Origin of the sequence: Sinorhizobium sp. 6-70 (assembly GCF_030124375.1) — a bacterium.
GTDB lineage: Bacteria > Pseudomonadota > Alphaproteobacteria > Rhizobiales > Rhizobiaceae > Sinorhizobium.
In genome coordinates, this window is the sequence record NZ_JASKLS010000009.1 from 266,367 (window position 1) to 279,516 (window position 13,150).

Here is a 13,150-nt window from a genome sequence, read left to right on the forward strand (position 1 = left end):
CATCGTCGGCAGCGTCGGGCCGCTGGACGTGGAGCGCAAGCTCTTCAGCTACATTCGCTACAATGCGGAGCTATCGCGCGCCGGGCTGGACGCGCTGGATTGTCAGGACATCGAGCCGGCAAGCGTGCAGAAATTGGACTCGGTTGATGGCATTAGCGAGCTTCGAGCCGTGGGGCGCCAAATCGGGCAGAAGAAAGTGCTCGCTTCGCATTTCGATGGCTTCCCATCATCCGAGACTATGATGGTGAGGTAGGTCGCTTTTTGCGGCCGTACACAACGTTCCACGATTCTTGTCTAGGTATTGCCTTGTGGACCACCGGATATACTTAATAGAAGGAGTGGATATGCCCGTTTCTATCGTTTTCACCGGGCACATGATCGACGTACCGGCTCGGCCTAAGCCGCGCTTTCCACCGAAGCTTGAGGGAGCGGCTGCCGCACGCATCGCTGCGGCCATTGCTCCCTACGCACCCGTGGTAACGCCCTCCGCTATGGGTTTTGCAAGTTGCGCACAGGGTGGGGACATATTGTTTCACGAGCAATGCAGGGCTACTCGAATTCCCACGACCATCATTCTGCCTTTCCCACCGGAGGTATTTCTCGAAACGTCGGTGAAGGGGATTCCTGGGAGCGATTGGGAGAGCCGTTTCTGGCATTTGTGGACAACGACGCCGGAGGAGCGGCGCGAGACCATGAACTTGCCCCGATCGGATGACGCGTATAGCGCCTGTAACATTCGCTTGCTTGCCCGCGCTCGCAAACATGGCGTGGTCCATTTGATCGCTCTCTGGGACGGCCGGCGCGGCAACGGCCCGGGCGGGACAGCTGATCTTGTGGCCCGCGCTGCTGTGTCGAACAATCCCGACATCTTCTCGCCGGCAAGCTTGGAGGCGGACCAATAGCACTGGATTTACGGAGGAAGGGGACGATGCCGCAACCGCTCTGCTTCATGGTGATGCCTTATGGACGAAAGTCCACGCAGGCCGAGGCTGGAAAAGGCCCGGGCGACGTAGATTTTAATGCCTTGTGGGACAGGGCTTACGTGCCCGTGATCAAGACACTAGGCTACGAGCCTATTCGAGCAGACCAGGACACCGGAACCCTGGTTACTACGCAGATGCTCGAACGGCTTTACTTTGCCGATCTAGTGCTGGCTGACATGACAATTCCTAACGGTAACGTCTATTACGAGTTGGGCATCCGGCACGCGGCGAAGGAAAAAGGTTGCGTACTGCTCGCAGCGGATTGGTCGAAACCGCTGTTCGATGTCGCACAGATGCGAACCATTCGTTACCCCTTACCGGAAGGAAACATCGATGCAAGTACCGCAGCGGCCATCCAAGAGGCTATAATTGCACCGATCAACATAATGGCGGGTGGCCAGTCTCCGATGCACGAGGCAATAAGGGGCTATCCGGAAAAAGTGGACATCTCTGCGGCCTCGACAATGAAGGATTACCTGCGAGACCTTGCCCTGATGCAAGGGGAGATCAGAGCTGTTCGTGCCTTGCAGCCGCCAGAACGAATTGCTCGAGCCAAAGCTCTGGCAACTGAGTACGCGCCACTGTCGGCTCGGGCACCGGTTGCGATTGCCATAGTCCGGCTGCTACGCGAGTCTGTCAGCAAGTCGGAGGACTGGCAGGTCGTTCTCGATTACATTGCCTCCCTTCCTCCGAACATCGCGGACCAGCCCGAGTTCCATGAGCATCGAACCTTCGCCCTTTCGGGGACAGGAAGAATTTTCGATTCCATCGCCGAAGTGGAGGCTACAATCGCCCGTTTTGGCTCAACGCCCGAACGCCTAGGCCTACTGGGCGGTCGATACAAACGGCTTGCCTTACTCGCCGCGACCGAGAACGAACGCGCCCGGCTGCGCAATCTAGCGATCTCTGCCTATGAACGAGGGATGAACCTTGATCTGAACGAGTACTATTGTTCATCCAACCTGCCGCGCCTGTATCGCGCGCGGAATGCCAAGGGCGACGAGGAAAGGGCGCAGTCCGTTCTCAGGCAAGTGATCATGGCTTGCGATCGGGCCTTATCACGGTCCGTCGCTGACGATTGGCTCCGCGTAACCCTGTTGAGTGCTGCCTTCGATGCCGGCGATGCCGAAAAGGCGGAGACGATAGCTGATGAGATGGATGTGCTTGCCGGCGACTTTGGTCTCGGTGGCCTAGCATCGCACAAATCGGACATTATCATCTCTGATCTCGTTGCGAGCGCAAATCAAATCGCTGACCCGGAGCGGCGTCGGCGGCTTGAAGAGGTCGCCCGCAAATTCCGGACAAGTTTGGTTGCGACGCAGGCTGACTAGGCCTAGCGGAGTATTAAAGCTGTGTCTTCTTGCCAATGGATCAGACGGGCGGCAAAGAACGGTTCATCGGGTTCTGTCGTAAGCGTCGCTCAGGCGGATTCAGCGTGATCTGGCAATTCCAGGGCAATAGTTTATCGATCCGACTGATCGGAAGTCTGCGATGCGGATGAGAACATCGCGGAGATAGGCGCCGTCTGCCGCGCCGGTTCAGGCGCGGAAGTAGTCACTCTTTTATCGCGGCCCCGCAATGAAAACTGCAGTCAGTATTAGTCCGTTTGCAATAAGGAAGCGGCCGCGGAGCTCCCGCGGATAATCGGTCGCCGGCGCCAGTTTGTGCGAAAGCTGAGCAACAAATGAGCCGTCGTCCGGAACGATAGTGACCACGGCATCCTCGAAGCCCAACCATTCACGTGTAAGCGGGAACCACGCCTTGAAGATGCTCTCCTTAGCGCTAAAGATCAGCCGTCCCCAATTGAGGTGCGCGGATGCGTTGGCAATCCAATATCGCTCCTCGTCACGCGAAATGAGCGACAACACGCCTGAGGGCAGCTCCTCGTCGACTTCTGCATCGATTCCAAGCGCGACGTACTCTTCCTGCAAGGCCACAGCCGCGGCATAGAAACCAGCGCAGTGCGTTATGCTGCCAACAATGCCAGACGGCCAAAGCGGTTCCCGGTGAGGCCCACTTGGGATCGCGCACGGAGGAACGCCAATCTTGGACAATGCCGCTCTAGCACAGGCCCGTCCGATCGAGAATTCACGCCTTCTGCTTTTGACTGCGGTGGCGATTGCACTCTCTTCTTCGGCCATCACTTGGACTGCGCTGCCTTCACTTGCTCGACAAGTGTGCACGGCAACATTCGATGGGAGCAGCGTTTCTATCACCCGAGACTTCCTCGTGCTTTAGCACAAAGTGTTGTTGGGAAATGCAAAATCGCGCTCGAGGCCGACGACGCGTCAGCCTTCACCGCTCGTTGACCGGGAAGGGAACCTACCTTTGAGATCGCCGAACTGCCTGAGTATTACGAATACAGCCAGCAGCCCTGCCACCAGCTCAGCAGCTGCCTGGCTGATCAGTAGTCCGTTGAAGCCCCAAATATCCGGCAACAGTAGTATGGCTGGGACGAAGAGATATCCTTGCCTCGCGAAGGAAACGACCGCGCTCAGACGTGCTTTCGCAAACGACTGAAGCATGGTTATTACAACGTACTGAACACCAAAAAGCCCGAAAAAGAGGTGGAACATAATGCAGGTCGAGACAGCGATCTCAGCTACGTCCTCGCTATCGCTCAAAAGTCGGACCATTGGCCGGGCAAAAATCACGACCACAGCAGAAAAGCTCGCCGAGAACCCAACGGCTATGGAAAGCATGAATTTGGCGGCTTTCTGTACCCGAGCGAAATCCTGTGCTCCCCAACTGAAACCGAGAACCGCCTGGGAGCCTATGCACAGTCCCATAATCGGGAGCGTCCCGATTGTTAACAATCGTGAGGCTATACCCACAGCGGCAATGGAATTGTCGCCGAATGGCGCGGCAGCCCTGTTCAAGAGCACGAACGAAACAGCAGACAAAATACCGGTGATGGTTGCGGGAGCTCCAATGGCGGCAATCTGCTTTACACGGTCGCCCCTCAAAGTGATATAGGAAGGTCGGACCCGGACAATCCCACGTCGCTTCACGAAATATACGGCGTAGAGGCTGGTGGCGGCGATCTGAGACAACAGTGTTGCGAGCGCCGCGCCGCGAACTCCGAGATCCAGCGAAAATATCAGAATTGGATCGAGCAGGGCATTCAGCGTAAAAGATGTAATCATGGTCCACATGCTGTAGCGTGTATTACCCTCAGCCCTCACGATAAACCCGTTGACCATGTTCAACAGCATGAGAGTGTGCCCAAATAGGAGCAACGATGCGTAGTCGAGCGCGGCTGGCATTATTGTCGGACTGGCGCCCAGCAGAGCGAGAACATCGCGCAAACTGAGAAGCAGAGCGACGGTAAGTGCGACTCCGATCGGAGTCGCGAGGGCGAGTGCCAAGCTCGCGCCTCGGCTTGCCTCTATCGAGTTGCCAGCGCCAAGATTGCGTGACACGAAGGATGCTGTGCCGATGCCGATTCCCTGCCCGACTGAGGTGAGCAGGAGTACGATGGGCAAAGTTATGCTGACCGCGGCGATAGCCTGCGCACTGAGCGTTCCCACAAAGATTGCATTCACGAACTGCTGAAGTGCATTCATCGACAAACCAATAATGGAGGGAATGGCGAGCCGCATGATGAGGCGGGAAACCTTGCCGTCCAACAAACTGCTAGGCCCTGCCGGTGAAGCCATGCGCTCGTCTTCACCCTTCACCGGTCGCTCCGACGGCCTCATCCGTTATTGCCCGGTTGACCAAATTTTCGAAATGCATCGACAGTCTGTAGGAGTTCCTCGTGTAGGAGCGCGCAGAGGTTGCGGGTCGTTTCGTAGCCAACTTGTCGTGGATCGTATCTCACTTCAATTTGTAGTTCGCCCGATTGGTACCCGACGCGAAACCAGAAAAGATAGTTCATAACAGACTGATCCATATCTTCGCCGATCCACAATGGGTGTGGATCTCTGGACAGCAGGCGGCGAGGATAATGACGTTGGAGTCTCGCTCGATAGTTCACTCCGATGCGGGGTAACGGTAGGTGATCGATCCGCTCCCGCACGCCGGGTTGCCGGTTCAAGAACTTCAAAGCTCGAAAACCTATGCCCTGGCGCGGCAACGAGCTGCGCTGCTGATGTATGGAGCGGGCGCGGTCCGCACGAGACTCCGTCCCGGTAACGTGTAACGGAAGTGGCACCAGTTCACCGATATAGCCGATGATTTGAGACGGGTCGATGTCGTCGAATAGCCGTCCTCTGGTCGAAGTGAGGCTGTCAATCCAGAGTGAGTAATTTCCGAAAGCGCGGCCAAATGCCCCCGAAATAGCCGCAAGCAATAGATCAAAATCCTCGCATTGCGCAGACGCCGCCGCAACCTTGAGAAGTTTCCCCGTTGTCTCCTCGCTGGTCCTTAGACGATAGGTGGCCTGATCTTTCCAAAGTGGCCTGCAGAATTCTTCATCGATATGTTCCTCAGAACCTACATAGTGGAGCCACCTCGCAGTTTCAGCTGAAAACCCCGCCGCATCCGGCTCAGCATCGCTCACACCTATGTCAAACAGGTCGTACCGTAGGCTCTCCCAATGCTCGAGCTCGGTTACCGCTTCGCCATTCGCGTAATTATCCAGTCGCTGCAGCCATTGAGACAGGGTTGTCGTCTCTGGACCTGCAGCCGTCCGGCCGGCGGCAAACGAATCATAAGCTGCCTCAAGTGCATTCAGGAACAGTCTGTATCCAACCCCGTCTGCTACAAAGTGGTGCAGCAGAACAAGCAAATAGTAATCGCCACTCTCTGATGTCCGGAAGGCTGAGACTCTGATAAGAGGTGTCCGACCGTCAAATCGAAATGTGCGCTGACGCTCCGCGCAGGCTTGCTCAATGGCCGTGAGTTGTTGCGCTGGGGCCATGCCGACAAGATTAATTTCTTCTACGATGGGATCTGGTATCGATCCGATTACCTGAGATACGCCGCTCTCCGTTTCAGCGATTCGGAGCCTTAGTGCTTCCTCCCGGCCGATAACATGCGCAAGTGCACGTTCAAGAATGGAGACATTCAAGATGCCGGCGGGCATGAAGAAGAGATCAACAATGTTGTAGTGCTCGCCGATTCCGACACAACTATTCCAATGTGAGATCGCAGGGGTCACCGGCAGCGGTCCATCGGAAGCCGCTAAAGCAGATGTCACGGCCGACGTTTGGTACGTTGCCAGTTCACGGATGGTTGGTGTCTGATGCAATTGGCTGACTGTTAAGCTCAGTCCCGCTTTACGCGCCAGTGTAACGCACCGCACACTCAGAAGCGAGTTTCCACCGATATCAAAGAAGCGATCATCGATGCCAATGGATTTGACGGCCAACAGCTCTTGCCAGATATCGGCGAGGAGTCGCTCGCTCTTAGTCCGTGGCTCAGCGGACTTGGTCTTTTGCATTGCGCGGGATGAGACGGAAGGGAGACGAGCCCGATCTAGCTTCCCGTTCGGGGTGAGCGGGACACGGTCCACCATGCGAACATCCGATGGGATCATGTAAGATGGGAGTGTCTGCCGCAGATGGCTCACAATGTCTCCTGAGGTCAGTCCGTCGTCATCTGGTGCCACGAGGGCAACCAGTCGCCGGTCATCATCCTCGCCCTTTACAAAGACGGCGGCCTGCGCGATGCCAGGATGAGATACGAGCGCCGTTTCAATTTCCTCGAGCTCAATTCGGAAACCCTGAAGCTGAATTTGGTTGTCCGCTCGACCGCATATCTCCAGAAGACCTTTGGCTGAAATGCGGGCGATGTCACCACTCCGATAAAGGACGCTGTATTGACCTTCATCGTATGGATTTGGAACGAAACAGTGTTTTGTTCGCTCTGGATCCTTCCAATATCCCGCGCTCACGCAGCGTCCTGCCACACAGAGTTCACCTGCGACTCCGACGGGAACCCGTTTCAACTGTGCGTCAAGGACGTACATTCTCACATTATCGATCGGGCGCCCGACGGGCACAGCTGAAGAGCCATCGTCGGCGTCCGTTGTTCCGTACACAGCTGCATTGGAGGCGCACTCCGTAGTGCCATAAAAATTCCATAGCGGCACATCCGGAAAGCACGCTCGCCAACGAGAAGGAAGCGAAGGCGGCATCGGTTCAGCGCTGCTTGTAACCAGGCGCAAGTTGGTCGTTTTCGGCTGTCGCTTTTGAGCGGCAATTAGCCCGGACAGAATGGGCGGAGAGGCAAACAACCGCGTGACGTGATGGCGTGCCAACTCACTCAACAAGAGGTCGGGGTCGAGCAACTGCTCATGCGTCAGAATGAGCGTGGGCACCCCCTTCAGGAGCCCCCCAAAATACTCCCATGCCGCAGCAACAAGTGCCCCTGACTTCTGTACGGCCATCACGTCGAAGCGATCAAAGGGGAAGCATCGCCACATCCAGTTCAGTCGATTGAGTATTGCGGATTCCGGGATGACAACGCCCTTCGCCTTACCCGTCGAGGACGAGGTATATATCAGGCTGGCTGCGCCCTCATCGGTCAATTCGACAGTTCGGTGCGTGGCCCGGCCGGAGTCGTATCTGGCCTGCAGCGTAGACAGGCTAACGCACGGCACACCGAAATCGGCCTCTTCGTCCTCGCGAGCGCGAACAAGCAGGCTCGCGCTACTGTCCCTCACGATGTGGCCGACCCGTTCCTCCGGGTAATCTGGCGATATAGGCACGACAGTTGCCTGCAAATCCCGGATGGCCAAAGTTGTGGCCGCCACATCAGGCGACCTGTCGACCAGCATGGCAACGATGTCACCCGGGCCCACTCCGCACGTTCGCAGAACGGACTGGATCGTAGCCATGCGTTCGCGCAGTTGGCCAAACGTGATTGCTCCGAACTCGCCGAAGTAGGCTACCCGATCGATATTTGAAGCGCTCACCTGATCGAACGCTTCCACAAGTGAAGGCGCGTTCTCATATGACCGCTCATCGCCCTTGAGCGAGTCTAGAATGGCGACTTCCGACGGGCTGAGGCTGCTCAGGGCGACAATCGGCTCGGCCGACCTCTCGACACAGGCAGTAAGGAGATGGCGAAGATTGTCGGCCATCCGGGCGATCACATCGCTCGAAAATACGTCTTCCGCGTAAGCCAGTTGCAATGCAATTGCATCGCCTTCGTCTTGCGCGTACAGCGTAAGGTCGAATTTCACATAACCTGTGTCGTATTCGCGAAATGTCAGTTCTAAATCGTGATTGGCAGGAGGTTCCGCGGGCTCGGAGTACATGTTGAACATGACTTGGAAGATCGGTGACCGACCGGGCTCGCGGTGGAATCGGGTATCTCTGACCATCCAGCTAAATGGATACGCCGAGTTCGCGATGGCATCGCTTGTGAGGTTCTGCACGTGAGTTACGTGAGCCGCGAAGGACTTGTTGACGTCGATCGTGGTTCGAATAGGCAGCATGTTGAGGAAAAATCCCACTATCTCCTCGGTGCCGGGCTGGCTGCGCACCACGTGCGGTATACCAACAATCACATCGTCTTGGCCGCTATACATCCGCAAAAGCAGCTTGAAGCATGCCAATAGGATCGTGGACGTCGTGCACCTGTGCCGGCGTGCAAAATCTCGCACTTGATCAGACAATTCGCCGCCAAGGAGAATCGCATGCGAGTTCCCGCGGTAGGAGCTTGCCTTCGACCGCAGTCGATCATTTCCGAGCGAAAGTACGGGAGGATTGTCGCGTAGCTGGCGACGCCAATAGCGCCGCTGATCACTCAGCGACTTCGGTGTAACATGTACACTTTCCCAGAGCGCATAGGTCGAGAGCGATGGGCGATCTGCTGGAGAGACAGCAGCGGGATTGGAGTATCTCGTTTGTAAATCTCTGAGCAGGACAGAGATTGACCATGCATCTATGATGATCTCGTGCGCGGTGATCAGCATAAGATGATCATCGGCGCCAAGACGGATCAGGCGCGCACGAAACAAACGGCCCTGACTGAGATCAAAGGGATTGTTGAGTTCCGTCCGCCGCAGCTCCGCCAAAAGCTCTTCGGCCTCCTCTTGAGGCAGGTGAGTGGCGTCCACCAACTCTATATCGGATCTCTGCGGATCATCAAAAATCTGAACCGGTCCATCTTCGTCGATGAACCGTGCCGAAAGCGCGTCATGCGCCTGAACAACATCGTTCCAGGCTTTATTGAATGTGATTGGGTCGATAGCACCGCGGATACGCATACCACCCTGAATGATGTAATTTTTCGCGGCCGGGTCGAGCTGCCAGAGAAACCAAAGATGTTCTTGCACTCGCGTCAGGGGCGCTCGTCTGAGCTTCCCACACGCGGGAAGCGCGTCCTTCTTCGTTTCGGATTGGCTTGATATCGATGATGCAAGCGACCTGATGGTCCCATTCCGAACAAGCCTGAAATCCGCATTTACTCCGAGCTGCCTCTGAATCTGAGCCAATATAAGTACCGCGCGGAGCGAGTCGCCCCCGAGATCCATGAATTGGTCATTGACGCCGATGCCTTCCATCCGAAGAACGCCGGACCAAATATCTCGTAATGTGCTTTCAAGCTCCGTCTTTGGTTGCTCAAGCGGATTCTGCAGCTCTGGGCGAAGAGTTGTCGGATCTGGCAGTAACGCGAGATCTACCTTCCCGTTTCGGGTGATCGGCATCCGGTCGACACGAATGATTCGCTCCGGAACCATGTAGCCAGGAAGTGTTTCGGCAGCAAAGCTGCGGAGTTCACCCTCTGAAAGTTCGGCAGGAGCCGACACATAGGCCAGTATTCGTCTTGGCCCGGTTTCTCGGCCGGTGTTGGTAATTTCCCTAGCCGTCAGCTTCACGCCCTCGTTTACAGGTGCGATAGCAACGGCGGCACTTACCAAAGGATGAGCGCAGAGGCGAGACTCGACTTCTCCAAGTTCGATCCGGTGCCCCCGGATCTTGATCTGACGATCTCGTCTACCAAGGCACTCCAGCAGGCCATCTGCCCTGATGCGTCCGAGATCGCCGGTCTTGTAGAGCTGCCGATAGGATGGATGGTCGGAGAACGGGTTCGACAAAAAGACGTCTTTGGTACGCATGCCATCGTTGATGTATCCATCGGCGACACCGACTCCACTGACACAGATCTCGCCAACTTCTCCCGTCTTGCACAGACGCGATCCATTGGCGACATAAACCCTAAGATTGGCGATAGGCTTGCCGATGGGCAAATAGGTTGCAGCTGTACTGGGCGGGAGAGATATCAAATGGTGTGTAACCCCATCCGCACATTCAGTCGGTCCGTAGTGATTGAGAATCGGAACTTGAGGAAAGAGTGTCAGCCACCCGTGCGCCAAAGCAGGCGTCAGCGGCTCGCCGACCGTGGAGACCATGCGCAACGCCCGAAGAAGCGGCTCCTTGACTGAGAGTGTCTGGAGATACTCAACGAACACGGCTAGAACCGATGGAACGAATTGGGCAATTGTGACGCCATTAGCCTGCAGTGCCTCAAGAAGTGCCGCCGGAGATCTCACCGTCGAATCATCTATGATCGCGACGCAACTGCCGACACATAACCCTGCCAAAAGCTGCCACAGCGAGATGTCAAAGCTGTGCGAGGCAGTTTGTGCGACACAATCCTTCTCACTTAGCTCGAGCGCGTCCATCTTGGCCCTCAAGTGGTTGTTTAGGCCCGCGCGCTTGACCATCACCCCCTTGGGTCTCCCCGTCGAACCGGACGTAAACAGAATGTAAGCGAGATGGCCCTCAGCCGAAGCTGGCATTCCAGGAGAGGCACGGCCACCGCGGAGCGCCGTCTGCACCGTCAAGAACTGTCGATGGCCGTTGCTGCTTTCCTGAATGAGGCCAAGCTCTTCCGGTCTTTCCGGCCCGATAATCAGAGTGCATCCACTCTGCTCGATCATGAAAGAAATGCGGGAGGCCGGCAAAGATGGATCGAGCGGCAAATATGTCGAGCCGCTTTTCAGAATTGCAATTACCGTGGCTGCCCAATGCGGGTTTCGGTCACCGAAATACCCCACGATTTTACCCTCTGCGCCGTGCTCTCGTAGGGTGCTCGCAATTTTATCCGACAGCAGTCGCAACTCACCATATGTGAGTTCTTCCGCGCCATGTTTAATGGCTACCCTGTCTGGAAACGACGACGCAATTTCATCGATAGCCGCAACGACATCGATGAGCTGACTTCCGACAGATTCGGACTTCGCAGTCCGGCATTCGTTGAGCATTAGTTTTCCTCGTAGGGCGAGACAATCACCAAGTCAGGCACCAGGTCAGGGTGCGGTTTTGATATCGGTGTGGGTGTCCGGTTGGGGCAGTCCTGAGCGGGCGCGAGGCAGAAAGCATCGTAGGCTGGGGAGTGTCGATCCAGGAGCGTCGCGACACCGAAGTGCACCCCGATCCGGAGTGGGCCCGCATTCTGGAGGGGCAAGTATTCGACCGTGCGGGTGTCAGGGCCAAGCAGCTTTTGTCGATCGCCCCGCAGGTGCATGTGAGGGCGAGGGCGGTCGCGGCGTCGGCGCCCGCGCTTAGGACGCCAGACGAGCTGAAGTGCGGATCGATCGCGGAATCGACCTGGCAGTCCGCGGTGATCGTCGTCTGGTGTCGAGCTTCGTGGTGGCAGTCTGTCCGAATGTGGAGCCGAGGAAGAGCGCCGGTAAGCGTCGCAAGCGCGTCTAAAACCTAAGTAGTGTGTTTGCACTGCGTCCGTCCGAGATGCTTCAGAAATGGAATGTATTGATGTTGTCATCCACGACGTGAAAATCAGTTGGCAGCTCCTGCCGCCTCGCGACGACGCAGCTTCAAAAGTCGTGCCAACTACGCAGGGGAAGGAACAGGAACAATTCTCTGTATATTATCAAAGGTCTAAGAGAGAGGCCTCGGAAATCAGATCGAACAGCATCGTGTCGCGAACTCGACAAACCGACAAGTAGGTGTCGGGTAATCTGATCGATCTCTGGTTGAGGTGCCGCCAGACGCTTGCCGAAGCAATCGACGACACTTTTGACTAGAGGCCGAACCCCCCAGGCGCACCTTGGGCGACACTCGGTAACCAAAGGCCATCGGCGCCGCGCCAGCCGACAATCGGAATGTCACACTTGCGATCGAACTTGCCAATCGGCGCCTGGCGTACACAATTCACCGCAGTCCGGAACTTATGGCCGGGAATCTGGACGGTGCTATCCCTCGAATAGGCGAGGTCGCACGATAGGAGGGCTAGGGCGATCAGGGCGCATAGGCTGCACTTCGGCATAGCGAGTCCCACCTCATTTCAGCAAATGCTGATTTTACATCGGACGGAGGAGTTTGGCCCTTAGCCTTTCCGAACTAGCTCGGGCGGACGAGTCTGCAAGGCGCACTGCCGTCAAGGCGGCGCACGCGTTTGAACAATATTTGGCGGTCAAGAACCGTCTCCGGTGCATAAACAAAAAAGGACGCAATCTGGAAAAACCGGAACCGCGCCAAACTGCACTTCTCGTGCAGGCCTTGGGAGGCGACTATTCGGCGGGCTGGACGGCCGCCGGGATGGTTTTGACCGCCACTCCACCCGCAAGTGCCGCAGAAAGTTGCACCTGGTCGAGCTCGCCTTCCCACCTCGCCACGACCAGCGTCGCAGCCGCATTGCCGATAATATTGGTGAGCGCGCGGCATTCCGACATGAAGCGGTCGATGCCGAGGATCAGCGCCATGCCGGCGACCGGTACCGACGGAGCGACCGAGAGCGTTGCGGCAAGGGTGATGAAGCCCGCGCCGGTGATGCCGGCAGCCCCCTTCGAGCTCAGCATCGCGACAAGCAGGAGCAGGATCTGGTCACCGAGGGACAGCGGGATATCGGTCGCCTGTGCGATGAAGAGCGCGGCAAGCGTCATGTAGATGTTGGTGCCGTCGAGGTTGAAGGAATAGCCGGTCGGGATGACGAGGCCGACGACGGAGCGCTTGCAGCCTGCCTTCTCCATCTTGTTCATCAGGCCCGGCAGCGCCGCTTCCGAGGAGGAGGTGCCGAGCACGAGCAGCAGTTCTTCCTTGATGTAGCGGATGAGCGCGACGATCGAGAAGCCGTTGTAGCGTGCGACCGCGCCAAGCACGAGGAAGACGAAGAGGAAGGAGGTGAGGTAGAAGGTGCCGATCAGCATGGCGAGATTGGCGATCGACGCCACGCCGTACTTGCCGATGGTGAAGGCCATCGCGCCGAAGGCGCCGACCGGGGCGGCCTTCATCAGGATCGCCACCAGG

General features: G+C 56.9%; 5 protein-coding genes and 1 pseudogene. 2 read left to right on the forward strand and 4 right to left on the reverse strand.

Annotation, left to right across the window (positions count from 1 at the left end; translation table 11 throughout):
- Together QN222_RS19080 and QN222_RS19085 are read left to right on the forward strand one after the other, a co-directional pair.
- Positions 1–253: pseudogene (locus QN222_RS19080) on the forward strand (hypothetical protein); the annotation flags it as partial.
- A gap of 675 nt (positions 254–928) precedes the next feature.
- Complete coding sequence (locus QN222_RS19085) at positions 929–2,314, forward strand: tetratricopeptide repeat-containing protein (RefSeq protein ID WP_283965453.1); 1,386 nt, start codon at positions 929–931, stop codon at positions 2,312–2,314.
- A 231-nt stretch (positions 2,315–2,545) separates the two neighbouring features.
- Here the strand turns inward: QN222_RS19085 and QN222_RS19090 are convergent, their stop codons facing one another.
- The 4 genes from QN222_RS19090 to QN222_RS19105 form a co-directional block, all read right to left on the reverse strand.
- On the reverse strand, positions 2,546–3,199 hold the full coding sequence (locus tag QN222_RS19090) for a 4'-phosphopantetheinyl transferase superfamily protein (RefSeq protein WP_283965454.1): 654 nt from the start codon (positions 3,197–3,199) through the stop codon (positions 2,546–2,548).
- A gap of 72 nt (positions 3,200–3,271) precedes the next feature.
- Positions 3,272–4,663 carry an MATE family efflux transporter gene (locus QN222_RS19095; protein WP_283965455.1) on the reverse strand — a complete coding sequence of 464 codons (1,392 nt, stop codon included), beginning with the start codon at positions 4,661–4,663 and terminating at the stop codon, positions 3,272–3,274.
- Between the two features lie 17 nt (positions 4,664–4,680).
- Complete coding sequence (locus tag QN222_RS19100) at positions 4,681–11,145, reverse strand: non-ribosomal peptide synthetase (protein WP_283965456.1); 6,465 nt, start codon at positions 11,143–11,145, stop codon at positions 4,681–4,683.
- Between the two features lie 1,269 nt (positions 11,146–12,414).
- Positions 12,415–13,150 (reverse strand): cation:dicarboxylate symporter family transporter (locus tag QN222_RS19105; protein ID WP_284005552.1); only part of this gene is annotated, 736 nt, incomplete at its 5' end.